The sequence below is a fragment of the Streptomyces sp. NPDC093225 genome, from assembly GCF_044753805.1.
Lineage (GTDB): Bacteria > Actinomycetota > Actinomycetes > Streptomycetales > Streptomycetaceae > Streptomyces.
Genome location: NZ_JBIVNX010000013.1, coordinates 36,134 through 60,664, shown reverse-complemented (window position 1 = coordinate 60,664; position 24,531 = coordinate 36,134). Strand labels below are relative to the sequence as shown.

General features: G+C 70.7%; 23 protein-coding genes and 1 pseudogene. 4 read left to right on the top strand and 20 right to left on the bottom strand.

Annotation, left to right across the window (positions count from 1 at the left end):
- Positions 1-108 precede the first annotated feature (108 nt).
- The 10 genes from tatC to ACIQCH_RS14670 form a co-directional block, all read right to left on the bottom strand.
- Positions 109-1,059: a twin-arginine translocase subunit TatC gene (gene tatC, locus ACIQCH_RS14715; RefSeq protein WP_402581049.1), complete on the bottom strand. Its 951-nt coding sequence runs from the start codon at positions 1,057-1,059 to the stop codon at positions 109-111.
- 80 nt (positions 1,060-1,139) lie between these two features.
- Positions 1,140-1,427: a Sec-independent protein translocase subunit TatA gene (gene tatA / locus ACIQCH_RS14710; RefSeq protein ID WP_030192976.1), complete on the bottom strand. Its 288-nt coding sequence runs from the start codon at positions 1,425-1,427 to the stop codon at positions 1,140-1,142.
- A 235-nt stretch (positions 1,428-1,662) separates the two neighbouring features.
- Positions 1,663-1,860: a hypothetical protein gene (locus ACIQCH_RS14705; RefSeq protein ID WP_402581048.1), complete on the bottom strand. Its 198-nt coding sequence runs from the start codon at positions 1,858-1,860 to the stop codon at positions 1,663-1,665.
- A 14-nt stretch (positions 1,861-1,874) separates the two neighbouring features.
- Entirely contained in the window at positions 1,875-2,090 is a 216-nt protein-coding gene (locus tag ACIQCH_RS14700; RefSeq protein WP_030192981.1) for a hypothetical protein, read from the bottom strand.
- Between the two features lie 54 nt (positions 2,091-2,144).
- A complete protein-coding gene (locus ACIQCH_RS14695) occupies positions 2,145-3,113 on the bottom strand; it encodes a YafY family protein (protein WP_030192983.1) in 969 nt (322 codons plus the stop codon).
- A gap of 16 nt (positions 3,114-3,129) precedes the next feature.
- A complete protein-coding gene (locus ACIQCH_RS14690; RefSeq protein ID WP_402581047.1) occupies positions 3,130-4,086 on the bottom strand; it encodes a helix-turn-helix transcriptional regulator in 957 nt (318 codons plus the stop codon).
- 123 nt (positions 4,087-4,209) lie between these two features.
- Entirely contained in the window at positions 4,210-4,581 is a 372-nt protein-coding gene (locus ACIQCH_RS14685; RefSeq protein ID WP_402581046.1) for an FKBP-type peptidyl-prolyl cis-trans isomerase, read from the bottom strand.
- A gap of 46 nt (positions 4,582-4,627) precedes the next feature.
- The gene (locus ACIQCH_RS14680) at positions 4,628-5,572 is read right to left on the bottom strand and encodes an FKBP-type peptidyl-prolyl cis-trans isomerase (protein ID WP_402581045.1); all 945 of its coding nucleotides are present in this window, start codon (positions 5,570-5,572) and stop codon (positions 4,628-4,630) included.
- Positions 5,573-5,722: 150 nt separating this feature from the next.
- Complete coding sequence (gene pafA, locus ACIQCH_RS14675) at positions 5,723-7,084, bottom strand: Pup--protein ligase (protein ID WP_402581044.1); 1,362 nt, start codon at positions 7,082-7,084, stop codon at positions 5,723-5,725.
- Positions 7,085-7,262: 178 nt separating this feature from the next.
- The gene (locus ACIQCH_RS14670; RefSeq protein ID WP_402581043.1) at positions 7,263-8,549 is read right to left on the bottom strand and encodes an MFS transporter; all 1,287 of its coding nucleotides are present in this window, start codon (positions 8,547-8,549) and stop codon (positions 7,263-7,265) included.
- Positions 8,550-8,673: 124 nt separating this feature from the next.
- On the opposite strand from ACIQCH_RS14670, the gene ACIQCH_RS14665 reads away from it, so the two are divergent.
- The gene (locus ACIQCH_RS14665) at positions 8,674-9,696 is read left to right on the top strand and encodes a LacI family DNA-binding transcriptional regulator (RefSeq protein WP_402581042.1); all 1,023 of its coding nucleotides are present in this window, start codon (positions 8,674-8,676) and stop codon (positions 9,694-9,696) included.
- Between the two features lie 81 nt (positions 9,697-9,777).
- Here ACIQCH_RS14665 and prcA read toward each other — a convergent pair whose 3' ends face one another.
- The 5 genes from prcA to arc all read right to left on the bottom strand — a co-directional run bounded on the left by prcA (position 9,778) and on the right by arc (position 15,586).
- A complete protein-coding gene (gene prcA, locus ACIQCH_RS14660) occupies positions 9,778-10,542 on the bottom strand; it encodes a proteasome subunit alpha (RefSeq protein WP_402581041.1) in 765 nt (254 codons plus the stop codon).
- Between the two features lie 47 nt (positions 10,543-10,589).
- Positions 10,590-11,429, bottom strand: coding sequence for a proteasome subunit beta (prcB, locus tag ACIQCH_RS14655; RefSeq protein ID WP_402581040.1), 840 nt, complete (start codon positions 11,427-11,429; stop codon positions 10,590-10,592).
- Positions 11,430-11,697: 268 nt separating this feature from the next.
- A complete protein-coding gene (locus ACIQCH_RS14650; protein WP_030192998.1) occupies positions 11,698-11,910 on the bottom strand; it encodes a ubiquitin-like protein Pup in 213 nt (70 codons plus the stop codon).
- A gap of 146 nt (positions 11,911-12,056) precedes the next feature.
- Positions 12,057-13,568 carry a depupylase/deamidase Dop gene (gene dop / locus ACIQCH_RS14645; RefSeq protein ID WP_402581039.1) on the bottom strand — a complete coding sequence of 504 codons (1,512 nt, stop codon included), beginning with the start codon at positions 13,566-13,568 and terminating at the stop codon, positions 12,057-12,059.
- A gap of 251 nt (positions 13,569-13,819) precedes the next feature.
- Complete coding sequence (arc, locus tag ACIQCH_RS14640; RefSeq protein ID WP_402581038.1) at positions 13,820-15,586, bottom strand: proteasome ATPase; 1,767 nt, start codon at positions 15,584-15,586, stop codon at positions 13,820-13,822.
- Positions 15,587-15,839: 253 nt separating this feature from the next.
- Here arc and ACIQCH_RS14635 point away from each other — a divergent pair, with 253 nt between their 5' ends.
- Positions 15,840-16,160 (top strand): ferredoxin, encoded by a 321-nt coding sequence (locus tag ACIQCH_RS14635; protein WP_402581037.1) that lies wholly within the window; start codon positions 15,840-15,842, stop codon positions 16,158-16,160.
- A gap of 4 nt (positions 16,161-16,164) precedes the next feature.
- On the opposite strand, the gene ACIQCH_RS14630 is transcribed toward ACIQCH_RS14635, so the two are convergent.
- From ACIQCH_RS14630 to ACIQCH_RS14620, 3 genes and pseudogenes are all read right to left on the bottom strand, one after another.
- Positions 16,165-16,740: a hypothetical protein gene (locus ACIQCH_RS14630; protein WP_402581036.1), complete on the bottom strand. Its 576-nt coding sequence runs from the start codon at positions 16,738-16,740 to the stop codon at positions 16,165-16,167.
- A gap of 268 nt (positions 16,741-17,008) precedes the next feature.
- Positions 17,009-17,917: a tRNA (adenine-N1)-methyltransferase gene (locus ACIQCH_RS14625; RefSeq protein WP_030193007.1), complete on the bottom strand. Its 909-nt coding sequence runs from the start codon at positions 17,915-17,917 to the stop codon at positions 17,009-17,011.
- Positions 17,918-17,935: 18 nt separating this feature from the next.
- Positions 17,936-19,099, bottom strand: a pseudogene (locus tag ACIQCH_RS14620) (site-2 protease family protein); the annotation flags it as partial.
- 149 nt (positions 19,100-19,248) lie between these two features.
- On the opposite strand from ACIQCH_RS14620, the gene ACIQCH_RS14615 reads away from it, so the two are divergent.
- Positions 19,249-20,196 (top strand): RecB family exonuclease, encoded by a 948-nt coding sequence (locus ACIQCH_RS14615; RefSeq protein WP_402581035.1) that lies wholly within the window; start codon positions 19,249-19,251, stop codon positions 20,194-20,196.
- 73 nt (positions 20,197-20,269) lie between these two features.
- Entirely contained in the window at positions 20,270-20,941 is a 672-nt protein-coding gene (locus ACIQCH_RS14610; RefSeq protein ID WP_402581034.1) for a response regulator, read from the top strand.
- Positions 20,942-21,135: 194 nt separating this feature from the next.
- Here ACIQCH_RS14610 and ACIQCH_RS14605 read toward each other — a convergent pair whose 3' ends face one another.
- Together ACIQCH_RS14605 and ACIQCH_RS14600 are read right to left on the bottom strand one after the other, a co-directional pair.
- Positions 21,136-22,725: an ABC transporter substrate-binding protein gene (locus ACIQCH_RS14605; protein ID WP_402581033.1), complete on the bottom strand. Its 1,590-nt coding sequence runs from the start codon at positions 22,723-22,725 to the stop codon at positions 21,136-21,138.
- Positions 22,726-22,799: 74 nt separating this feature from the next.
- On the bottom strand, positions 22,800-24,404 hold the full coding sequence (locus tag ACIQCH_RS14600; RefSeq protein WP_402581032.1) for an ABC transporter substrate-binding protein: 1,605 nt from the start codon (positions 24,402-24,404) through the stop codon (positions 22,800-22,802).
- Positions 24,405-24,531: the final 127 nt, after the last annotated feature.

The following is a 24,531-nucleotide window of genomic DNA, read 5'->3' as shown; positions in this document are numbered from 1 at the left end:
AAGCGGCCGGCGGCGCGGTGTGCGCCCCGGCCGCGGTCGCGCGGTGGGATGGAGGACCCGGTGGCCCGCCCGGTCGCCCGGGAGGCGGGCTGCGGGGGTCGGGGTCGGTCAGGTGGCATCGTCGTAGCCGTTGATCCGGGACCGGCCGCCGTCGGCCTGCTCGGGCAGCGACGGCACGGCGCCCACCGGCTCGACCTCGCCGACCGCCTCGGGGGTCAGGTCCAGGTCGGAGGCCTCGTCGTCGCCGGGGCCCTCGGCCTCGCGGCGGGCCTTGCGCCGGTCGTTGAGCAGCGCGATCGCGGTGGCCGCGAAGTACAGCACCCAGATCGGCACCGAGAGGGCCAGCATGCTGATGGGCTCGGTGCTGGGCGTGGCGACGGCGGCGAACACCGTGATGCCGAGGATCATGCCCCGCCACCAGCCGAGCATCCGCTTGCCGGTGATCACCCCGCCGAAGTTGAGCAGCACGAGCAGCAGCGGCATCTCGAAGGAGAGGCCGAAGACCACGACCATGCGCGTGATCAGGTCCAGCAGGTCGTCCAGCGGCAGCTGGTTGTCGAGGTCCGCCGGCGACAGGCTGATCATCGCCTGGGCCATGGTCGGCAGCGTCTCGTAGGCGAAGTAGCCGCCGCACAGGAAGAGCGGGAAGCCGGCCGCCACGAACGAGAGCGCGTACCGCTTCTCCGACCGGTGCAGACCGGGGGCGACGAAGGCCCACAGCTGGTACAGCCAGATCGGCGAGGCGAGGGTGACACCCGCCATCAGGGAGACCTTCAGCGCCAGGGTGAAGGGCGTCAGCAGGCCGTTGAGCACGATCCGGGCGCACGTCCCGTCCCGCTGCTTCGCCAGCTCCGCGAAGGTGGACTCGCAGCCCACCGCCTTCAGGATCGGGTTGGTGAAGAGCTCGATGATCCCGCGGTAGTAGAAGGCCGCGACGATCGTGACGACGACGATCGCCAGCAGCGCCTTCGCGAGCCGGTTGCGGAGTTCACGCAGGTGCTCGACGAGGGGCATCCGCCCCTCGGGGTCCTTCTCCTGCTTGCGGGCAGACTTGAGCAACCCACGTCCTCATCTCGTGCGGCAGGCCGTCGCCGGTTTCCGACGGCTGCGTATGGCCCTGTGTCAGCGCGGGCGGGGTGTCAGCGCTGGGTGGTGTCGGTCGGCTCGGTCACCGGACGCGCGCTGGTCACGTCACCGGGCGCGGCCTGGATGGTGCGGGGAGCCGGCTGGTCCTGGGCCGGGTCGGGGGCCGGACCGGTGGGCGCGGTCTGCTGGCCCTCGGACTTCATCGCCTTCGCCTCGCTCTTGAGGATGCGAGCGGACTTGCCCAGGGACCGAGCCATGTCCGGAAGCTTCTTCGCGCCAAACAGCAGGATGATGACGACGAGGATGAGGATGATCTCGGGTGCGCCGAGCCTTCCAAACATAAGCGGTACCTTCTCACGGAGGCGGCGGGTCGGTCGGTTCTCTACCGGCCGGACGGTCGGTTCCGGCCCAGTGGATCGCAGTGATCGTAACCGCCGAGTGCAAACACGGTGCAACGCCCGTGCGTACTCCCGGTGGCCGCCCCTGCGGGGCAGAACGGGGCGCGGCATCCGACAATACCTCGCCCGTCTCGCGGGGTGGAGACCACGGTATTGCGGTCGAATACCGAAGGCTGTGCTAATGCAGGTCGCCGCCGGTCCGGGCCAGGTCCACCGCGGCCCGTTCCAGGTCGCCCGCCGCGCCGGCGATCCGCCGGCTGGCCCGGTCCACCTGGCGGGCCAGTCGCCGCACCTCGACGTACACGCGGATCGCGAGCACGCCCAGCACGGACAGTCCGAGGAAACCCAGGGCAATTGCGAGCATCGGCCACAGCATGGGGACGAGCCTACTCAGACGCTGCGCAGGGTCCGCACGCCGCCGCCGGTCAGCAGCTCGACGATCCGCTCCCCCGCCGGCTTGCGCACGGCCACCCCGCACTCGGGACAGGTGAAGGAGTAGAAGGTGCTGCGCCGGCTGCCCCCGATGGCCAGCCGCAACTGGCCCGCGTCGAGTTCGAAGCGCGCCCGGCAGTCCGGGCAGGCGGCCTTGAACTGCACCATCCTCATCCGCGCGTCCCCCTCAGTTCCTCGTACCGCCCCGGTGCGCTTCCCCGCCCGGCCTCAGTGCTCTTCCTCGTACGCCGCCAGCGCCTCCCGGGCCGCCCTCCGCGCGCTGTCCGCCAGCTCCTGCGGGGCGGCGATCCGCCCGTCCCGGCCCAGCCGCAGCGCCAGCCGGCGCAAGGAGGCCGGATCCGGGGTGCGCAGCGTGATCCGCAGGCCGCCGTCCGCCAGCTCGCGGGCGCTGTCGTGCGGGTAGTACTCGGCCACCCACCGTCCGCCGGGCCCCACCTCGACGACCACCTCCGGGTCCTCCGCCGAGGGCTGCACCAGCCCCTCCGACAGGTCCCGCGGCTCGATCGCCGGCGGCTCGGCGCGCTCGTCCAGCAGCCGGATCTCGGCCACCCGGTCCAGCCGGAAGGTGCGCCGCGCCTCCGAGAGGTGGCACCAGCCCTCCATGTACGTGTGACCCACCGCGAACAGCCGGATCGGGTCGACCGTGCGCTCGGTCAGCTCGTCACGGGCCGGCGAGTAGTAGCGCAGCCACAGCCGGCGCCGCTCCGAGATCGCCCGGTCGACGTCGGCGAAGACCCCGCCCTCGGACTCGAAGGTCACGTTCAGCCGGGAGCTGGCCCCAGCCGCCTCACCGGCCGCCGCCTCCAGCTTCGCGGTGGCCCGCAGCAGCGCCTGCCGGTCGCTCTCGCGCAGGCCCGGCAGCGTCGCCACGGCCCGCGCGGCCACCAGCAGCGCGGTCGCCTCGTCGGCGGCCAGCCGCAGCGGCTCCGCCGTGGACTCGCCCGACGCGTCCGGGTTGCGCCACCAGATGCGCTCGCCGTCGGTGTCGATGTCCAGCAGGTCCCCACCGCGGAAGCTCGTCCCGCACATGGGCAGCACGTCGAGGTCCGAGATCAGCTCGTCCTCGCTGATCCCGAAAGCGCGGGCGACGTCCGCGATCCGCGCTCCCGGGCGCTCCCGCAGGTACGTCACCAGCGACAGCATCCGCCGGGTCTGGTCGATGGCGTTGGCGGCCATGTCGTTCGAGTCCCCCTCAGCCCTTGGCCACGGCGCGCAGCCGGTCCACCACGTCGGCCCGCAGATCGGCGGGCTCCAGCACCATCACGTCCGGCCCGAACTCCACCAGCCAGGCGTCCAGTCCGTGCCCGTACGGGATCTCCAGCTCGTCCCAGCCGCCACCGGCGTCCCGTACGGCCGTCGCCCGGGCCCGCAGCGGGTACCCCGCGCCCTGGCGCAGCCGGATCCGCGCCGAGCGGTCCGCCGTCTCGCCGGCCCAGCTCGCCACCGTCTCGCGCACGGTCACGACGTCCGGCACGTCGGCCGTGTACTTCCCGGCCCGCGACTTCACCTTCCCGGTGATCCGGGACAGCCGGAACACCCGCTCCGCGCCCCGCTCCCGGTCGAAGCCGGCCAGGTACCACTGGCCGCGCCAGCACTCCAGCGCCCACGGCTCCACCTGGCGCTGCTCGGGGCGCACCGCGTTGGACTTGCGGTAGTCGAAGGTCACCGGCCGGCGGTCGCGGCAGGCCAGCATCAGCGGCTCGAACGCCGCCTCGTGCACCGGGATGCGCGGCTCGATGGCGCTGTGCTGGCCCTCGTACGGGTCCCCCGCCTCCGGCATGCCCGCGGCCCGCAGCTTCTGCAGCGCGCCGCTCGCGGCGCCCGCCAGCCGGGCCTGCTGCCACACCTTGGCCGCCAGCCCCAGGGCCGCGGCCTCCTCGGCGTCCAACGACACCGGCGGCAGCCGGTTGCTGTCCCGGCGCGCCAGGTAGCCGATCTCCCCGTCGAGCGCCTCGACGGTCTCGATCACCAGGCCCAGCTCGCGCAGGTCGTCCTTGTCCCGCTCGAACATGCGGTTGAAGGAGTCGTCGGTACCGGCCTCCATGTAGGCCTCGATGGAGCCGCGCAGCTCCCGCTTGCTGAGCGGTCGGCGGGTGCCGAGCAGGCACAGTGCCAGATTCATCAGCCGCTCGGCCTTGGCAATCGCCACGACGCCCCTCGCCCCTCTCAAAGTCCTTGTGACCGTTGACCGTACCGCCCCGGCGCGCCCGGACAAAAGCGAGGGACCCCCGCCGGGCGGCGGGGGTCCCTCAAGCGATCGCGATCGGACGGATCAGACGCCCATCAGGTCGCAGACGAAGATCAGCGTCTCGCCGGGGGCGATGGCGCTGCCCGCGCCGCGGTCGCCGTACGCGAGGTGCGCCGGGATCGTCAGCTTGCGGCGGCCGCCGACCTTCATGCCCTGCACGCCCTGGTCCCAGCCCGCGATGACCTGGCCGACACCGAGCTGGAACTGCAGCGGGGTGCCGCGGTTCCAGGACGCGTCGAACTCCTCGCCCGTGGAGAAGGCGACACCCACGTAGTGGACCTTGACGAAGTCGCCCTTCTTGGCGACGGCGCCGTCGCCCTCCCAGATGTCGACGATCTCGAGATCGGTCGGGGCCGGACCCTCGGGGAAGTCGATCTCGGGCTTCTCGATGTTCACAGACACTGCTCCTTGAAACTTTTGAAGCTGGGCAACCCGGACAGTCTTACATCACGGCCAGGATGTCCAGCGAGAACACCAGGGTCGAGTTGGCCGGAATGCCGTTGGACTCCTTGTTGCCCAGACCCTGGTCCGGCGGGATGACCAGCAGGATGCGGCTGCCCACCTTCTTGCCCACGATGCCGTTCTTCAGGCCCTTCAGCGTCAGCTGGTCGAGCGGGAACGTCACCGGGTTGCCGGTGCCCGTGGCGTAGGTGCTGTCGAAGACCTTGCCGTCCTTCCACAGCTTGCCCACGTACTTCACGGCGACCTTGTCGGTCGGCTTCACGACCGCGCCCGCGCTCTCGAGCACGTAGTTCGACACGAGCTTCGTCGGCGCGGCGACCTTCGGAATCGTCAGCTCGGGAGCCTTGCCGTCGGTGTTCGTCCCCACCACCGGCAGGTTCTTGTCCTCCTGCGGGACGACCTTGCCCTGCGCGGACGCCGGGATCTGCTTCGCCTTCAGGATGTCCACCACGAACACCAGCGTCGCGTTCGGGCTGATGTCACCCTGGCCCTGCGCCCCGTAACCCAGCTCCGGCGGGATCACCAGCTCGACGCGGCTGCCGACCTTCTGGCCCTCCAGGCCCTGGTCCCAGCCCTTGATGACGCCGCCGGCGCCGATCGTCAGGTTGAACGGCTCGCCGCGGTCGAAGCTGTTGTCGAACGGCTTGTCCTTGTCCCATTGCTGACCGTAGTAGTTCACATCGGTCGCATCGCCCTTCTTCAGGGCGGGGCCCTTGCCCTCGGAGAGGACGACGACCTTCAGCTGCTTCGGCGGCTTCCCCTCCCCCTTCGCGAGGGTCGGCTTCTCCCCGAACTTCGCACCCGCGGTGATCGCGGGCGCGCCGTCGGACGTCTTGGCGGAGTCGGAGCCCTCCTTGTCGTCCCCGCACGCCGCAGTCGACAGCAGCAGAAGGGGGACGACCAGCAGGCCGGCAAGTCGGCGCACGTGTTCCTCAGATCTCTCTCACGGCACATCGGTCGCCGCCACTCTAAGGCGTGCCGAGGGCCCCGCACGAGAACGCACGGGGCCCGCACCACGGAGGACGCGCACCGCGGCGGGCCGGACGACACACCGCCCGGCCCGCCGCACCACGGGTCACATGCCCGCGATCAGCTTCTCCACCCGGTCGTCCACCGACCGGAACGGGTCCTTGCACAGCACCGTCCGCTGCGCCTGGTCATTGAGCTTCAGGTGCACCCAGTCCACCGTGAAGTCCCGACGCTGCTCCTGCGCCCGGCGGATGAAGTCCCCGCGCAGCCGCGCCCGAGTCGTCTGCGGCGGCACCGACTTGCCCTCGAAGATCTTGACGTCGTTGCACACCCGCGTCGCCTGGCCCTTGCGCTCCAGCAGGTAGTACAGGCCCCGCCGGCGGTGGATGTCGTGGTACGCCAGGTCTATCTGCGCCACCCGCGGGTTCGACATGGTCATGTTGTGCTTGGCCCGGTACCGCTCGATGAGCTTGTACTTCATGACCCAGTCGATCTCGGTGTCGATCCGGTCCAGGTCCTGCGCCTCGACCGCGTCCAGCGTGCGGCCCCACAGCTCCAGGACCTGCTCCACCGTGCCCGTACGGATCCCGCGGCGCTCGGCGAAGTCCACGGCCTTGTCGAAGTACTCCCGCTGGATCTCCAGCGCCGAGGCCTCCCGGCCGCTGGCCAGCCGCACCTTGCGCTGCCCCGTGATGTCGTGGCTGACCTCGCGGATCGCCCGGATCGGGTTCTCCAGGGTCAGGTCCCGCATCACGGTCCCCGCCTCGATCATCCGCAGCACCAGGTCGGTCGCCCCGACCTTCAGCAGCATCGTCGTCTCCGACATGTTCGAGTCGCCGACGATGACGTGCAGGCGGCGGTAGCGCTCGGCGTCCGCGTGCGGCTCGTCACGGGTGTTGATGATGGGGCGCGAGCGGGTGGTCGCCGAGCTGACGCCCTCCCAGATGTGCTCCGCACGCTGGCTCACGCAGTAGACCGCACCGCGCGGGGTCTGCAACACCTTCCCCGCGCCGCAGATCAGCTGCCTCGTCACCAGGAACGGGATCAGGATGTCCGCGAGCCGGGAGAATTCCCCGTGCCGCGCCACCAGATAGTTTTCGTGGCAACCGTACGAGTTGCCCGCCGAGTCGGTGTTGTTCTTGAAGAGATAGACGTCGCCCGCGATTCCCTCCTCGTGCAGGCGACGCTCCGCGTCCACCAGCAGACCTTCGAGAATGCGCTCGCCGGCCTTGTCGTGGGTGACCAGTTCGGTCACGTTGTCGCATTCGGGAGTTGCGTATTCCGGATGCGAACCCACGTCCAGATACAGGCGGGCACCGTTCCGCAGGAACACGTTGCTGCTGCGGCCCCATGACACGACACGGCGGAAGAGGTAGCGCGCCACTTCGTCAGGAGACAGTCGGCGCTGTCCCCTGAACGTGCACGTGACGCCGTACTCGTTCTCCAGCCCGAAAATGCGGCGGTCCATGTCTGAACATTACGCCTTCCGCACTGCTCGCAAACCGGGTTCGGCGGCGCCGTTTCGATCATTTTCCCGACCGGGCCGCGCGACGCCCTCGCGACACGGCGGGCGCGGACGCGCGGAAGGCCCGCCGGCGCCACCGCCGACGGGCCTTCCGCCCGGTACGCCCCAAGGGCCCGCGTCGCTAGGCGGACACGCCCGCCGCCGTGTCCGCGGCCCGGTCCGTCGCCGCGTCGGCGGCCCGGTCCCCGGCCTCGACGGTCGGCTCCGAGACCGCCACGGCCACGCTCCGGCCGCCCGTCGCCATCACCCGCTGAGTCACCATCAGGACCACGAACGCGGCGGCGCCGCCGCCCGCGGCCACCGCGAAGCTCGCCGCCGTGCCCGCCAGTTCCGCCACCGGACCGGCCGCCGCCGTACCGATCGCCGCACCCACGCCGAAGAACGTCACCAGCCACGAGAACGCCTCGGTCACCGTGCCGGTCGGTGCGTGCCGGTCCACCACCAGGAACGCACACGCCAGCGAGGGCGCCAGACACACGCCCGCCAGCGCCGCCAGCGCCGACATCGCCCACGGACCCGGCACCAGCAGCAGCGGCACGTACCCCGCCGCCAGCAGCCCGACCAGCACCCGCAGCCGCCGCTCCGGCGCGCCGGCCCACTGCCGGGCCCCGTACGCCACGCCGCCGATCAGGGCGCCCAGGCCCACGGCCGCCATCAGCCAGCCGTACACCGCCTGGCCGCCGTGGTCGTCCGCGTACGCCACGCCCGCCACGCTGATCGAACCCAGCGCCGAGCCCACGAAGAAGAACGCCGTCAGCAGCGCCAGCAGCCCCTTGGACCGCAGCGCGCCCAGCCAGTGCGCCTCGCGCGGCGCCGAGCGCCAGACCCGGGCCGGCTCCGCGGTCACCACCGCCAGCGCGCCCAGCACGCCCAGCAGGTTGATCACCATCAGCGCGGCCGCCGGGGACCACAGCGCCACCAGCAGCGTCACGAGCAGCGGACCGACCGTGTACATGATCTCCTGGGCCACGGCGTCCATCGCGTACGCCTGGTGCACCCGCTCCTCGCGGCCGCCCAGCACGCTCGGCCACAACGCCCGCAGGCCGCCCTCCAGCGGGGGCGTGAACAGGCCGGCGACCACCGCCGCCGCGTACGCCAGCACCAGCGAGCCGGTGCCGGCCATCGCCAGGACGCCCATCGCCAGCGCCGAGACCACCGCCGCCGGGAGCTGGACGCGCGGCTGCCCGTACAGGTCGACCGCCCGGCCGAGCAGCGGCTGGCCCACCGCCGTGGCCAGGCCGTAAGCGGCCGCCAGCGCGCCCGCGAGGGAGTAGCTGCCGCCCTCCGCCCGGATGAACAGCACGATGGCGATGTTCGCCGTCGCCGTGGGCAGCCGGCCCACCAGCGTGCCCACCAGCAGCCGCGCCGCGTACCGAGTCCTGAGCAGCTCCGCGTATCCCGCGGCCATCCCCGCCACCTTCCCGCCCGGCACCCGCCGGGGTTTTACGTATAACTTCAGAAGTCATACGTACCATGACCCCAGCCGACCGGTCCACCCCGGATCCCCTGACCAGGCCCTTTGGAGGCAGAACGTGACGAGGCCCACCAGCCGTGACGTGGCCCGCGCCGCCGGCGTCTCCCAGGCCACCGTCTCGCTCGTCCTCGGCGACAAGTGGACCGGCCGGGTCTCCCCCCGCACCGCCGACCTCGTCCGCAGTGCCGCCGCCGAGCTCGGCTACCGCCCCAACCTCGCCGCCCGCGGCCTACGGCTCGGCACCACCCGCACCGCCCTGCTCGTGGTCCCCGCCCTCACCAACGAGTTCTTCGCCCGCGTCTACACCGGCGCCGCCCGCGTCGCCGCCGCCCACGACTTCGGCGTCGTCCTCTACCCCAACCCCAGCCCCGGCGGCATCGGCCCCGCCCGCGACCCCTTCGCCTCCGCCCGCACCGCCCTCGACGGCGTCATCGCCTCGTCGATGGCCGTCGACGCCCTCGAGACCATCAAGGGCGCCGACCTCCCGCTCGTGATGCTCGACAGCGACCCCGCCGCCGGCGGAGCGGCCGCGTACGTCAACCTCGCCATCGCCGACGGCATCCGCCGGACCACCCGCCACCTGGTCGGACTCGGCCACCGCCACGTCCTCCACCTCGCCGCGGACGTCGACACCTGGACCTTCCACGTCCGCGCCCTGGCCGTCGCGGAAGCCCTCGCCGAAACCCCCGGCACCCGGCTCGCGCGCACCCGCGCCGCCCTCACCGTCGACGCCGCCCGCGCCGCCACCGAGGCCGCCCTCACCCGCCACAGCGCGGCCTCCGACCGCCCCACCGCCATCGTCTGCGACGACGACATCCTCGCCGCCGGCGCCTGCAAGGCCGCCCGCCGCCTCGGTCTGCGCGTCCCCGACGACCTCTCCGTCACCGGCTTCGACGACCTCGCCCTGGCCACCGCCGTCGAGCCCGAGCTCACGACCGTCGCCCTCCCCGCCGAGCAGGTCGGCGAACACGGCATGAACGCCCTCCTCGCCGTCCTCGACGGCCGCAGCTGGGACGCCCCCGAGCTCCCCGTCGACCTGGTCGTCCGCGGCTCCACGGCCGCACCCCCGCGCACCGCCTGACGCCCACTCCCCCGGACACGACGGCGCCCCGGCCCCGTGGGATCCACGGGACCGGGGCGCGTGACCGGAGGAGAGGACGGACTACTCTCCGTCGTCCTCCGAGGCGGCGTCGCTCGAGACGACCTCCGCCTGCGTCTCCTTCGACACCTCCGGCTGCAGCAGCCGCTCCAGCTGCCGCCCCCGGATCCGCTTGAACTTGCGCTGCTGGCTCCGCGTACGGTCCAGCACCGCCACCTCCAGCCGGTCCGCCGGAATGTCCCGGTCCGACCCGTTGGCCTGGCTGGACAGCGCCTGCACCGCCAGCTTCAGCGCCTCCGGCAGGGACATGCCGTCCCGGTGCCGCTGGTCGAGGTAGCTGCTGATCGACTCGGCGTTGCCGCCGACCGCGACCGAGCCGTGCTCGTCCACGATCGACCCGTCGTGCGGGAGCCGGTAGATCTGGTCGCCCGCGGCCGTCGCACCGACCTCCGCGACCACCAGCTCCACCTCGTACGGCTTCTCGCCCGCCGACGAGAAGATCGTGCCGAGCGTCTGGGCGTACACGTTCGCCAGACCGCGGGCCGTGACGTCGTCACGGTCGTACGTGTAGCCGCGCAGGTCCGCGTACCGGACACCGCCGATGCGCAGGTTCTCGTACTCGTTGTACTTGCCGGCGGCCGCGAAGCCGATCCGGTCGTAGATCTCGCTGAACTTGTGCAGCGCGCGGGACGGGTTCTCGCCGACGAACACGATTCCGTCGGCGTACTGCAGCACGACGAGGCTGCGGCCGCGGGCGATGCCCTTGCGGGCGTATTCCGCCCGGTCGGCCATGGCCTGCTGGGGTGACACATAGAACGGCGTCGACACCGGCTATCCGTCCCTTCCTTCTCAGTGACGAACTCGATGACGAATGGTCAGAGCAGCGCGGCGCGCGGCCCGTCGGGCTGTTCCAGGCGGCGCTCGGTGATCGAGCGGGCCAGTGCCGCGGACTCGTCTTCCGTGAGCCTCCGGAAGCCCTCGTCGGTGATGACGGTGACGATCGGGAAGATCCGGCGGGCCAGGTCCGGACCACCGGTCGCCGAGTCGTCGTCGGCCGCGTCGTAGAGGGCCTGCACGACGAGGGTCGTGGCCTGCTCCTCCGTCAGGTCGTCGCGGTAGAGCTTCTTCATCGACCCGCGGGCGAAGATCGAGCCGGAGCCGGTGGCGGCGTACCCGTGCTCCTCGGAGCGGCCGCCGGTGACGTCGTAGGAGAAGATCCGGCCCTTCTCCCTGCCCTCGTCCCAGCCGGCGAAGAGGGGCACCACGGCCAGGCCCTGCATGGCCATGCCGAGGTTGCTGCGGATCATGGTGGAGAGGCGGTTGGCCTTGCCCTCCAGAGAGAGCGTGGCGCCCTCGACCTTCTCGAAGTGCTCCAGCTCCAGCTGGAACAGCTTGACCATCTCGACGGCCAGGCCGGCCGTACCCGCGATGCCCACCGCGGAGTACTCGTCGGCCGGGAAGACCTTCTCGATGTCGCGCTGCGCGATCATGTTGCCCATCGTGGCCCGCCGGTCACCTGCGAGCACGACCCCGCCGGGGAACGTCGCCGCCACGATCGTGGTGCCGTGCGGCGCCTCGACGATGCCCTCCGGCAGCTTCCGGCCGCCCGGGAGCATCTCCGGCGCGTGGCTCCCCAGGAAGTCCATGAAGGACGAGGACCCCGGCGTCAGGAAGGCAGCTGGTAGACGCCCGGTGCGATCAAAATTGGCTTCCACGCCTGTCCCTCCAGGTATGTGACGGCCCGACGCTGCTCGTCGGGACGGATTCCCAACGTGCCGATGCCTGAACTGCTGTTGGTACGCGGTACGGGTGGGACCTTACCCGCCCGGCGGTGATGATCCACATGCGCCGCCGGAGCGGTCGAGGAGGTGCGCGGCACGCCCGGAGACGCCGGTCGGGACCGTGGCGGCGCCGGAGCACCGCCACAGCTCCCACTCAGCGACCCGCCCCCCGCGAGATCTTCGATTCGAAGGTCAGGTGACCTTACTGGCCGCCCTTTTGTACGAATGACCTCACGAAATCCTCGGCGTTCTCCTCGAGTACGTCATCGATTTCGTCGAGGACGGAGTCGACGTCGTCCGAGAGCTTCTCCTGCCGCTCCTTGAGGTCGGTGGCCGCCTCCGCGGTCTGCTCCTCCACCTCTTCGGTGGAGCGCGTGGCCTTCTGCTGCCCGCCGCCGGTGTCCTTGGTCGCCATGTCTACCTCACCCCGCTACTCGGTTCGAGATCTCAAGATCAGACCCTGCTCAGACCCTACAAGGAGGGTCTGACTTTCGGTCCCGTACTTTTCGTACGTCCGGGATTACTTCCATGATTCCCGGACGGACCGGCTTTCAGCCGCGTTCAGCTGCCCGACAGGACCCGGACCAGGTCCTCCGCGGTCCGGCAGCGGTCGAGCAGTTCCTTGACGTGCTTGCGGGTACCCCGGAGGGGTTCCAGGGTGGGGACCCGCTGGAGGGAGTCGCGGCCCGGGAGGTCGAAGATCACCGAGTCCCAGGAGGCGGCCGCGACGTCGTCCGCGTACTGCTCCAGGCAGCGCCCGCGGAAGTACGCCCGGGTGTCCTCGGGCGGCTTGCTCTCGGCCCGCTCGACGGCGTCCTCGGACAGGAGCCGCTTCATCTTGCCGCGGGCCACCAGACGGTTGTACAGGCCCTTGTCGGGCCGTACGTCGGAGTACTGCAGGTCGACCAGGTGCAGCCGGGCCGCGTCCCAGTCCAGTCCGTCCCGGCGCCGGTAGCCCTCGAGGATCTCCCGCTTGGCGATCCAGTCGAGCTCGCCGGACAGGCTCATCGGGTCGCCCTCGAGCCGGTTCAGCACGTCCTCCCACCGAGTGAGGACGTCCTTGGTCTGCTCGTCCGCGTCGACCCCGAAACGCTCCTCTACGTACTTTCGGGCGAGCTCGAAGTACTCCATCTGAAGCTGCACGGCGGTCAGCGTGCGGCCGCTGCGCAGCGTGATCAGCTGGGTCAGACCGGGGTCGTGGGAGACCTGGTGCAGGGTCCGCACCGGCTGCTCCACGGCCAGGTCCACGGTGATGAAGTTGTCCTCGATCATGGACAGCACCAGGGCCGTGGTGCCGAGCTTGAGGTAGGTGGAGATCTCGGAGAGGTTGGCGTCGCCGATGATCACGTGCAGCCGGCGGTACTTCTCCGCGTCCGAGTGCGGCTCGTCGCGGGTGTTGATGATGGGCCGCTTGAGGGTGGTCTCCAGACCGACCTCGACCTCGAAGTAGTCGGCGCGCTGGCTGATCTGGAAGCCGTGCTCGCGACCGTCCTGGCCGATGCCGACGCGGCCGGCGCCGGTGACGACCTGGCGGCTGACGAAGAAGGGCGTCAGGTGGCGCACGATGTCCGAGAAGGGGGTCTCCCGCTTCATCAGGTAGTTCTCGTGCGTGCCGTAGGAGGCGCCCTTGTTGTCGGTGTTGTTCTTGTAGAGGTGGATGGGCTGGGCGCCGGGGAGCTGGGCGGCGCGCTCGGCGGCCTCGGCCATGATCCGTTCGCCGGCCTTGTCCCAGAGGACGGCGTCGCGGGGGTTGGTGACCTCGGGCGAGCTGTACTCGGGGTGGGCGTGGTCGACGTAGAGGCGGGCGCCGTTGGTGAGGATGACGTTGGCGAGGCCGATGTCCTCGTCGGTGAGCTGGCTGCTGTCGGCGGCCTCACGGGCGAGGTCGAAGCCGCGGGCGTCCCGCAGCGGGTTCTCCTCCTCGAAGTCCCAGCGGGCGCGGCGCGCCCGGTGCATCGCCGCCGCGTAGGCGTTGACGATCTGGGACGAGGTGAGCATGGCATTGGCGTTGGGGTGGCCGGGGACGGAGATCCCGTACTCCGTCTCGATGCCCATTACTCGCCGTACGGTCATGCGGCCCTCCTTGCCCGGCGGCGCTCCGCTTCGGGAGCGGCGCTCAAGTACCGCTGGTGCTCCGGTGCGTGTGCGGTGGGTGCGTGTGCGGTGCCCGTCTCCGCGTTCGCGCGGCCGGCGGTACGGAAGAGCCTAGAACGGCTCCGCGCTGCTGGGGAGATCATTTCGGTCATTGCCGTGAGTGCGGTTCCGGCCGGAAATGCAGTCGGCTGCGGGTGCCCGTGGTAGGGCACCCGCAGCCGCCCTGTTTTTCAGAGGTACTGACCGGTGTTCGCCACCGTGTCGATGGAGCGTCCGGTGTCCGCGCCCTGCTTTCCGGTGACGAGGGTACGGATGAATACGATCCGCTCGCCCTTCTTTCCGGAGATCCGGGCCCAGTCGTCGGGGTTGGTGGTGTTCGGGAGGTCCTCGTTCTCCTTGAACTCGTCCACGCAGGCCTGGAGGAGGTGCGAGACGCGGAGGCCCTTTTGGTTGTGGTCGAGGAAGTTCTTGATCGCCATCTTCTTGGCCCGGTCCACGATGTTCTGGATCATGGCGCCGGAGTTGAAGTCCTTGAAGTAAAGGACTTCCTTGTCGCCGTTCGCGTACGTGACTTCGAGGAAGCGGTTCTCCTCGGATTCCGCGTACATCTGCTCGACGACGGTCTGGATCATGCTGGCGACCGTGGTCTCCGGGGAGCCCTGGTGTTCGGACAGGTCGTCCGTGTGCAGGGGCAGGGAGGCCTTGAGGTACTTCGTGAAGATGTCCTTGGCCGCCTCGGCGTCGGGACGCTCGATCTTGATCTTCACGTCGAGTCGGCCGGGGCGCAGGATGGCCGGGTCGATCATGTCCTCGCGGTTGGAGGCGCCGATCACGATCACGTTCTCCAGGCCCTCGACGCCGTCGATCTCGGCGAGGAGCTGGGGGACGATGGTGTTCTCGACGTCGGAGCTGACGCCGGAGCCGCGGGTGCGGAAGAGCGACTCCATCTCGTCGAAGAAGACGATGACGGGGGTGCCCTCGCTGGCCTTCTCGCGGGCCCGCTGGAAGACGAGGCGGATGTGCCGCTCGGTCTCGCCGACGTACTTGTTGAGGAGCTCGGGGCCCTTGATGTTCAGGAAGTAGGACTTCCCGGCGGGCTGGCCGGAGACCTCGGCGACCTTCTTCGCAAGGGAGTTGGCGACGGCCTTGGCGATGAGCGTCTTGCCGCAGCCGGGGGGCCCGTACAGCAGGACGCCCTTGGGCGGCCGCAGTTCGTGCTCCTTGAAGAGGTCGGGGTAGAGGTAGGGGAGCTCGACGGCGTCGCGGATCAGCTCGATCTGGTTGCCCAGGCCGCCGATCTTGTCGTAGTCGATGTCCGGGACCTCTTCGAGGACGAGCTCCTCGACCTCGCTCTTGGGGATGACCTCGTACACGTACCCGGACCGGGCGTCGAGCAGGAGGGCGTCGCCGGAGCGGAGGGTGATGTCGAGCAGGGGCTCGGCGAGCCGGACCACCCGCTCCTCGTCGGTGTGGCCGATGACGAGGGCGCGCTCGCCGTCCTCGAGGACTTCCTTGAGGGTGACGATGTCGCCGGAGCGCTCGTATTCCATGGCCTCGACCACGTTGAGCGCTTCGTTGAGCATGACCTCCTGGCCGCGCCGGAGGTCTTCCGGCTCGACGCTGGGGCTCACGTTCACGCGGAGCTTTCGACCTCCGGTGAAGATGTCGACGGTGCCGTCCTCGTTCGCCTGGAGAAAGACGCCGAATCCGGCCGGCGGCTGTGCGAGGCGGTCGACTTCTTCCTTGAGGGCGACGATCTGGTCGCGGGCCTCACGGAGTGTGTTCGCCAGTCGTTCGTTCTGAGCGGAGACGCCGGCCAGGTTGGTCTGCAGCTCGACGATCCGCTCTTCGAGAATCCTCGTGTGTCGCGGAGAGTCGGCGAGCTTCCGGCGCAGGACGGCGATTTCCTGCTCGAGATAGGCAACCTGACCGGCGGGGTCATCGGACCCCCGCCCCGGCCGGATGCCGCGGTTGATGTCGTCGTCGTGGGCTGCCACGGTCCTCACCTCCTCCAAGGGGAGCTGGACGCTTCCTGACCCTACCTGGGCTGGTGGTGATTGAAACCCCTAGATCACAAAGACGGTAGGGGTGTGTCTGATCTTCACCCTTGCGTACTCCCTCACGCCAGGGGAATACCCACCCATCAACATCTGAAAGCGGCCGGTTGTAAGGTCGAACCGTTCAACACCCGTCGGGGCTGGCGCGACTTGCGTCTTGTTGGATCACAGCGCGCAGGGAAGTGCAGGAGAGATGACCGTGCAGCACGAGGTGGCCGCGGAGTCCGCCGGTGAGGGCCAGGAGGCCCTGGAGGTCTGGATCGATCAGGACCTGTGCACCGGGGACGGGATCTGCGTGCAGTACGCGCCGGAGGTCTTCGAGCTGGACATCGACGGCCTGGCGTACGTGAAGAGCGCCGACGACGAGCTGCTGCAGGAGGCGGGGGCGACGACGCCGGTGCCGCTGCCGCTGCTGCAGGACGTGGTCGACTCGGCGAAGGAGTGCCCGGGCGACTGCATCCACGTAAGGCGTGTTTCGGACAGGGTCGAGGTCTACGGCCCTGACGCGGAGTGACGGATCACACACTCCCCGACGTGGCCGGTTCCGATCGATCGCTCTCGACGAACGCCCTGCCGGTCCAACGCCAGGCGGCGTCACGGGTGAGGTCGGGGCAGCAGCGGGGCACGTCGAGTGACGAGTAGCCGCTGAGCTCGGCGGTGACGGCGCCCTCGCGGACGGCGAGGGCGGTCACGATGCGCCGTTTCGCGGGCGAGAGCAGGGTGGCGACGACGCGGGGTCGAGCGTTTTCGGCCGTTTCGCGGGTGAGTACGTAGATCCCGTGCGGCGGGGTGCCCGATCCGGCGTCGCAGCGGACGGCCGCCACGGTCTCGGGGCGGCCGTCGCCGTCGAGGTCGCCCGCGGCACGGGCGGTGATCTTCTCGGGGAAGCCGTGGCAGTCCAGGGGGAAGTCGACCCCGGTGGGGTCGGGTGCGGCGGGTGCGGGTCCCGGGGCCGCGTGCGCGGTGCCGGCGGCGCGCTGGGGCTGGAGCAGTCCGGCGCCCGCGACCACCGCGGCCATGGCCGCCGCCGTGGCGACCCAGTGGACGGGCCGGGTGCGGGTGTGGGCCAGTTCCGGGAGGGCGGGGGTCTGCACGCGGGGTGTCTCCAGTGCGAGTGCTGCCGGGGCTGAGCCAGCATCGTGCCACACCTCACACCGGTGCGGAACGGCCGGGTCCGACGGTGGCCGGGACGGCCCGGCCCGGTGCGCTCCGGGCCCTGTCGGACGGTGGACCCGGCCGCTGCGCGCCGCGTCCGTCGCGGGCGGCAACGAAAGGGCGCCGTGCCCCAGTTCTGCCGCCGGTGGCGGTAACGGGGGCACGGCGCCGTGGTGTTGGTGGGGTCGGTCCCTGCCGGAGCGGGCGTCAGCCGCGGCCGGAGCCGCCGGACTGGCTGCCGGGGCCCTCGTAGTCCTCGCCGTACGCGCCCTTGGCGGGGCGGCGGCGGCGCAGCGGGGGCTCGACGCCGTCGGCGAGGCGGCGGGCGGTGACAAGGAAGCCGGTGTGGCCGATCATCCGGTGGTCCGGGCGGACGGCGAGGCCCTCGACGTGCCAGTTGCGGATCATCGATTCCCACGGCTGGGGCTCGGCGAAGCAGCCGGCCTCACGGATGGACTCGACGGTCTTGGACAGCTGGGTGGTGGTGGCCACGTAGCAGCAGAGGATGCCGCCGGGGACCAGGGCCTTGGAGACGGCCTCCAGGCACTCCCAGGGGGCGAGCATGTCGAGTATGACCCGGTCGACGTCCGTGTCGGAGAGGTTGTCCTGGAGGTCGCCGACGGTGAGCTGCCACGCGGGGTGGGGGCCACCGAAGTAGCGCTCCACGTTCTGCGTGGCGATCTCGGCGAAGTCCGCGCGTCGCTCGTAGCTGTGCAGCATGCCCTGGTCGCCGATGGCGCGCAGCAGGAAGCTGCTCAGGGAGCCGGAGCCCACTCCCGCTTCCACGACGCGGGCGCCGGGGAAGATGTCGGCGAAGGCCAGGATCTGGCCCGCGTCCTTGGGGTAGACCACGGCGGCGCCGCGGGGCATGGACAGGACGTAGTCGGGGAGCAGCGGGCGCAGCGCGAGGTACGCGACGTTCCCGGTGGTACGGACAACACTGCCCTCGGGAGCACCGATCAGCTCGTCGTGGGGGAAGGAACCCTTGTGGGTGTGGAAGTTCTTCCCGGCTTCGAGCGTGAAGGTGTAGTGGCGTCCCTTGGGGTCGGTGAGCTGGACCTGGTCCCCGACCTTGAAGGGCCCGCGACGGCGGGCGGCACCGGTCGGTTCGGACATGTGACCAGAGTACCGGGGTTATGCGGACGGCCGTGCCATGGCCTTGACGAAGGCCTTCTCGACATCGGCGGCGGAGAGCACGCCGTAGATCTCGCCGGTGGGTTCGAGGACGAGGTACTCGGTGGCGGGGGCGGTGCGGAGGGTGTCGATGAGCTCTTCGCCGACGAGGTCTGCGGAAACCTTCATGCCGTCGGTGAGGTCCTGCGCCACGGAGCTGACCGGGACCCAGGGGCGGCGGTGCTCGGGGACGGCGGCGATGGCGCTCTCGCGGACGAGGGCGATGGGGTTGCCCTGCCCGTCGGTGACGACGAGCGCGCGGGCGCCGGCCTCGTTGGCGCGGCGGAGCGCCTCGGAGAGGGGGGTGGCGGCCTCGACGGGGGCGGCGCGGCGGGTGAGGGCGCGGGCGCGCAGTTCGGGCAGGTGCTGGCGGAGCCGGGCCATGCGGAGGCTGTTGCCGGCGCCGGTCCAGATGATGGCGGCGAGGATCGCGGCGAGCAGGGCGTCGGTGACGGTGTCCATGCCGACGGTGTCGGCGGCCTCGGTGCCCAGGAACCCGGTCTGGGTGAGCAGCGGGAGGCCGACGAGGACGGCGACGGCGAGGGCGCGGCCGACCCAGGCGGCGGCGACGGTGCCGGTCATGGGGTTGCCGGTGATGCCCCAGACGACGGCGCGCAGCATGCGGCCGCCGTCGAGCGGGAGGCCGGGCAGCAGGTTGAAGGCGGCGACGATCAGGTTGGAGATCATCAGGCCGGCGAGGAGGACGCCGGGGACGGTGCCGGGTTCGACGGCCTGCATGCCGGCGTAGAAGAGGCCTGCGAGGACGAGGGAGAGCAAGGGGCCGACGAAGGCGAGGACGAACTCGCGGCCGGGGGTCTCGGACTCCTTCTCGATCTCGGAGACGCCGCCGAAGAACTGGAGCTGGATGCGGCGCACGGGGAGCCGGAAGCGCAGGGCGGCGACGGTGTGGGCGAGTTCGTGGACGAGGACGGAGGCGTAGAAGGCGATCGCGAAGAACAGGGCGACGAGGTAGCGCAGCAGGCCGAGGTCGGGGAGGATCCGGTCGAGCTGGCCGCCGAAGACCCAGGTGATCAGGGCCGCGACGAGGAACCAGCTGGGGGCCACGTAGACGGGCACGCCGAAGGGGCGGCCCATGGGGAGGCCGCCGCCGGGTCCGGGGTCGCGCGGGGGGCGCTTGTTCTCGTCCCCGGTTGCGTCGCTGTCGGCCACGGTTGCCTTCCTGTCGGAATGTGATGCCTCGATCATGCAGTGTGAGGGGGGTCGTCGTCGATGGTATGCCGCGCTGTCGGTGGCGGGCCGTAGGGTGGTGGGTCATGGAGACGAGCCCCGCGGCGCCCGCGCCCAGCCCCGGTACGCCCGGGTCCCGCCCCGACACCCCGGCGCCGGACGCGGTGGCGTCCGTACCCGAGCGGACCGCCGAGGCGGCCCGGCCCACGTCGTTGTCGCCGTCGCGGGCGAGCGACTTCATGCAGTGTCCGCTGCTGTACCGGTTCCGGGTGATCGACCGGCTGCCGGAGAAGCCCAGTGCCGCGGCTACCCGCGGGACGCTGGTGCACGCCGTGCTGGAGCGTCTCTTCGACCATCCTGCCGCGGAGCGCACGGTGCCGCGGGCGAAGGAGCTGCTGCCGGGTCAGTGGGACCGGCTGTTGGAGTCCAGGCCGGAGCTGGCGGAGCTGTTCGAGGGCGACGCGGACGGGGAGCGGCTGACGGGCTGGCTGGCGGAGGCCGAGGCGCTGGTGGAGCGCTGGTTCACGCTGGAGGACCCGACGCGGCTGGAGCCGGTGGAGCGGGAGTTCTTCGTCGAGGCCGAGCTGGATTCGGGGCTCCGGCTGCGGGGGATCATCGACCGGGTGGACGTGGCGCCGACGGGCGAGGTGCGGATCGTCGACTACAAGACGGGCAAGGCGCCGCGGGCGGAGTACGCGGACGGCGCGCTGTTCCAGATGAAGTTCTACGCGCTGGTGGTGTGGCGGCTGCGGAACGTGGTGCCCCGGCGGTTGCAGCTGGTGTACCTGGGGTCGGGGGACGTGCTGACGTACGACCCGGTGCCGGGGGACCTCGAGCGCGTGGAGCGCAAGCTGCTGGCGCTGTGGGAGGCCATCCGGGAGGCGACGGAGTCGGGTGACTGGCGGCCGCGGCCGACGAAGCTGTGCGGTTGGTGCGACCACCGGGCGGTGTGTCCGGAGTTCGGGGGGACGCCGCCGCCGTATCCGCTGACGATCATCCCGCGACAGGATGCGGTGCTTCCGGCCGAGTCCTGATATGCCGGGAGGGGCACCGCGGTGACGGTCCGCGGTGCCGCCGACGACGAAGACGAGCGCGAAGAGGTTTCCCGTGGCGATCCGTGTCCTGTTGGTGGACGACCAGCCGCTGCTGCGCACCGGTTTCCGGATGATCCTGGAGGCGGAGGCGGACCTCGCGGTGGTGGGTGAGGCCGGTGACGGTCTGCAGGCGCTGGAGCAGGTGCGGGCGCTGCAGCCGGACGTGGTGCTGATGGACATCCGGATGCCGCGGATGGACGGGGTGGAGGCGACCCGGCAGATCACCGGCCCGGACCGGTCGGGGCCGGTGAAGGTGCTGGTGCTGACCACGTTCGACCTGGACGAGTACGTGGTGGAGGCGCTGCGGGCGGGGGCGAGCGGGTTCCTGCTGAAGGACGCGCCGGCGGCGGAGCTGGTGCAGGCGATCCGGGTGGTGGCGGCGGGCGAGGCGATGTTGGCGCCGAGCATCACGCGGCGGCTGCTCGACAAGTACGCGGGCCACCTGCCGTCGGGCGAGGAGCCGGTGCCGGACACGCTGGGCACGCTGACGGAGCGGGAGGTCGAGGTGCTGAAGCTGGTGGCTCGGGGCCTGTCGAACGCCGAGATCGCGGCGGACCTGTTCGTGAGCGAGACGACGGTCAAGACGCACGTGGGGCACGTGCTGACGAAGCTGGGGCTGCGGGACCGGGTGCAGGCGGCCGTGTACGCGTACGAGAGCGGGCTGGTGCGCCCGGGGGCGCAGTAGCCGGATGCCCGGGTAGGCGGCGGGGCGGGCCGCCGGTCCGTGCGGCCGCAGGTCGGCACGGCCGGTCGCCGGTGGCCGTGGCACGCCGAAGGGCCGGGTCGCCGCGGGAAGCGGCGGCCCGGCCCTGCTGCACGGCGGTGCGTTCGGGGGCCGGCCCGGCCCGCCCGTACGGGGGGCCGGGCCGGCGGCGGGGGTCAGCCCTTGCTGATCTCCCAGAAGCGGAAGACCGTCGAGGCGTCGAGGGACCACTGCAGGCCGGTGACGTTGTCGCGGGCGACGGCGTACTGCTTGCTCTGCCACAGGGGCAGGATCGGCACGTCGTCGGCGACGATGTCCTGGAGCTTGGTGTAGTCCTTGTCGGTCTGGGTGCGGTCGGCCGCGGCGGAGGTCTTGGGGATGATCCCGCCGTTGATGGCGTCGTTCTCGTAGTTGTTGCCGAGGACGTTGTCCTTGCCGAAGAACGGCTGGGTGAAGTTGTCGGGGTCCGGGTAGTCGGGCACCCAGCCCTTGACGTAGACGCCGTACTTGCCGGCGGCGATGTCCTTCTCGTACTGCTCGAACTCGACGGACTTCATGTCGGCGTCGAACAGGCCGCTCGCGTTGAGCTGCTTGGCGATGAGGCCGAGCTCGGCGTCGGTGCTGGGGCCGTAACGGGACGGCGTGGACCAGAGCGTGAGCTTGACCTTGTCCGTGATCCCGGCCTTGCGCAGGACCTGCTTGGCCTTGTCGGGCTGGGGGGAGCCGCCGTACTTGTCGAAGAACGGGGTGGTGTGCGCGCTGATGCCCGAGGGGATGATCGAGTACAGCGGGATGGCGGTGCCGGCGAACACCTCGCGGACCAGGGCCTCGCGGTCGACGAGGTAGGCGACGGCCCGGCGGATGGCGAGCTGGCCGGCGGTCTTGTCGTTCATGTTGAAGACGAGGTGCTCGACCTCGGCTCCGGCGCCCTGGACGACGTCGATCTGCGAGCCGTCGCCGGCGGTGGCGCCGGCGCCGAGGTCGGCGGTGTCCTTGGCGGCCAGGCCGCGGAAGGCGAAGTCGACCGTGCCGTCCTCGATGGCCTTCTTGAGGGCCGCCTGGTCGTTGTGGAAGAACTTCATGGTGACGCCGGTGTTCTTGGGCTTGGCCTCGCCCTTGTAGGTCTTGCTGACCGAGAACTTGGCGCTGTCCTTGCCGAAGGACTCCAGCATGTAGACGCCCGAGCCGACCGCCTTGCCGTCCGTGCGGACCTTGTCGGCGGGGTACTCGCGGTGGTCGACGATCGAGCCCGCGCCCGACGCGATCTTGCTGGGGAAGGTCGCGTCGGGCGTCTTGAGCTTGAAGACGACGGTCTGGGCGTCGGGGGTGTCCATGCTCGCGATGTTGGTGAGCATGACGGCCGGGCCGCTGTCGTCGTTGATCTTCAGCGTGCGCTCGAAGGAGAACTTGACGTCCTCGGACGTGAGGTCGTTGCCGTTGCTGAACTTCAGGCCGGAGCGCAGGGTGCAGCGGTAGACGCGGCTGCCACCGCCGTCGAAGCCGCATTCCTGCGCGGCGTCGGGCTCGGGGGTGGTGCTGCCCTTGGGGAAGTGCAGCAGGGACTGGAAGACGTTGTTGAACAGCAGCCAGGAGCCCGGGTCGTAACCCGAGGCCGGGTCCACGGCCTGTACGTCGTCCGACATTCCCATGACCACCGTCTGCCCGCTGCCCGCGGATGCGCTCTCGTCCGAACCGCAACCGCTGAGCAGGGCGGCTGCGGTCGCCGCTCCGAGCGGGGCCGCCAACCACTGGTTACGTCGTCTCACGCGAACGTGCCTCACTGTCTGTACTGGGGGTGTCCTCCGGCCCGCGGGGGTGCGCTGCCGGTTGTCGCTGGGGGTCAGCCGCTCACGCCGCGGCCGAGCTCCCAGAGCTGGAGGTCCGAGATGTTGTTGACCGACCACTCGACGCCGGTGATGCCGTCGCGAGCCGCGACGTACTGCTTGGCCTGCCACAGGGGCAGGACCGGGACGTCTTCCGCCACGATGTCCTGGATCTTGCCGAAGGCGTCGGCCGCGTCGGTGCGGTCGGTGGCCCGGCGGGACTCGGGGATGAGCTTGTTCCGTACGGTGGGGTTGGCGTACGAAGTGCCGAGGAAGTTGTCCTTCTCCAGGAACGGTCCGACGAAGTTGTCGGCGTCCTGGAAGTCGGGGAACCAGCCGAGGCCGTAGGCGGCGTACTCGCCCTTCTTCTGGGCGGGGCGGTACGTGGCCCACGGGGTGCCCTTGACGGTGACGTCGAACAGCTTGGTGGCGTCGAGCTGGGACTTGAGGGTCTCGAACTCGACGGCGGTGCCGTCACCGTAGTGGTCGGTGGTGTAGTTGAGGGTCAGCTTGACCGGGGTGCGGACGCCGGCCCCGCGCAGCAGCTCGGCCGCGGCGCCGGTGTCGGCCTCGCCGTACTTGTTGTAGAACGAGTTGACGTGGCCCGGGACGCTGGAGGGGACCAGCGAGTACAGCGGGAGTGCGGCCGTGCCGTAGGCCTTGGTGATGAGCTCGCCGCGGTTGACGACGGCCGCGACGGCCTGGCGGACGGCCTTCTCCTTGACCGGGGCGGCCTCGGTGTTGAAGGCGAGGTAGCGGATCTCCAGGCCCGGCATCGGGACGAGCTTGACGCCCTTCTTGGGGCTGCTGGACATCTGCTGGATCTGCGCGGGCGACAGGGTGCGGGACATCATGTCGATGCCGCCCTCGTCGAGCGCCTCGCCCATGGCGGCGGAGTCGGTGAAGGTGCGCAGCTCGACCTTGTCGTTCTGGACCTTCAGGTCGCCCTGGTAGTTCTCGTTCTTGGTGAAGACGGCGCGGACCAGCTGGTTGTCCTCGACCTCGGCCTTCATCGTGTACGGGCCGGAGCCGTCGACCTCGAAGCCGTCGCGCAGCTCGTCGCCGGCGTACGTCTTGCTGCTGACGATGGCGGCGGCCGGCGTGGACAGCTTGTACGGGAAGGTCGCGTCGGGGGACTTGAGGTGGAAGACGACCGTGTCCTCGCCCGTGGTCTCGACCGTGTCCAGGGTGGAGAGGAGGCCGACGGGGCCGTTCTCGTCCTTGATGCGCAGGACGCGCTCGATGGAGAACTTGACGTCCTTGGCGGTGAGCGGGTCGCCGTTGGCGAACTTCATGCCCGGGCGCAGGGTGCAGCGGTAGCTCTCGTTGCCCGTGTCGGTGAACCGGCAGTCGGAGGCCGCCTCGGGGACGGGCTGACCGCCGCCGCGCGGGACGTGCATCAGGGTCTGGAGCGTCTGGCGCAGGATGTTCCAGGCGCCCGCGTCGTAGGCGTACGCGGGGTCGAGCGGAGCAGGGGCGTAGTCGGCGGCCTCGAACCGGTCGGTGGTACCGACGACGATCGCTCCCTTGCCCGCTCCCCCACTGCCGGCGCTGCCGCAGGCGGCGAGCGCGGGGGTGAGCAGGCCGGCTGCGGCCGCCAGCACCAGATTCTTGCGGTTCATCCTCGAATTTCTCCCTCAACCCGGCACTTGCTTCAAAGCGGTGGTGCGGGCACTTCGCGCGGCCGCCCGGTAGGGCGGGAACGATCGGGCCGGTGTCGTGACGATCGGTCCTCGTGACCCGGCACAG

Excerpts from the sequence above, each read along its gene's own strand:
- ACIQCH_RS14615 (WP_402581035.1), top strand. The coding sequence starts at position 19,249 with ATGGAGACGAGCCCCGCGGCGCCCGCGCCCAGCCCCGGTACGCCCGGG.
- ACIQCH_RS14635 (WP_402581037.1), top strand. The coding sequence starts at position 15,840 with ATGACCGTGCAGCACGAGGTGGCCGCGGAGTCCGCCGGTGAGGGCCAG.
- ACIQCH_RS14705 (WP_402581048.1), bottom strand. The coding sequence starts at position 1,860 with ATGCTGTGGCCGATGCTCGCAATTGCCCTGGGTTTCCTCGGACTGTCC.
- ACIQCH_RS14600 (WP_402581032.1), bottom strand. The coding sequence starts at position 24,404 with ATGAACCGCAAGAATCTGGTGCTGGCGGCCGCAGCCGGCCTGCTCACC.
- dop (WP_402581039.1), bottom strand. The coding sequence starts at position 13,568 with ATGACCGTACGGCGAGTAATGGGCATCGAGACGGAGTACGGGATCTCC.
- ACIQCH_RS14700 (WP_030192981.1), bottom strand. The coding sequence starts at position 2,090 with ATGAGGATGGTGCAGTTCAAGGCCGCCTGCCCGGACTGCCGGGCGCGC.
- ACIQCH_RS14670 (WP_402581043.1), bottom strand. The coding sequence starts at position 8,549 with ATGGCCGCGGGATACGCGGAGCTGCTCAGGACTCGGTACGCGGCGCGG.
- ACIQCH_RS14625 (WP_030193007.1), bottom strand. The coding sequence starts at position 17,917 with ATGTCCGAACCGACCGGTGCCGCCCGCCGTCGCGGGCCCTTCAAGGTC.
- ACIQCH_RS14650 (WP_030192998.1), bottom strand. The coding sequence starts at position 11,910 with ATGGCGACCAAGGACACCGGCGGCGGGCAGCAGAAGGCCACGCGCTCC.
- ACIQCH_RS14695 (WP_030192983.1), bottom strand. The coding sequence starts at position 3,113 with ATGGCCGCCAACGCCATCGACCAGACCCGGCGGATGCTGTCGCTGGTG.
- tatA (WP_030192976.1), bottom strand. The coding sequence starts at position 1,427 with ATGTTTGGAAGGCTCGGCGCACCCGAGATCATCCTCATCCTCGTCGTC.
- pafA (WP_402581044.1), bottom strand. The coding sequence starts at position 7,084 with ATGGACCGCCGCATTTTCGGGCTGGAGAACGAGTACGGCGTCACGTGC.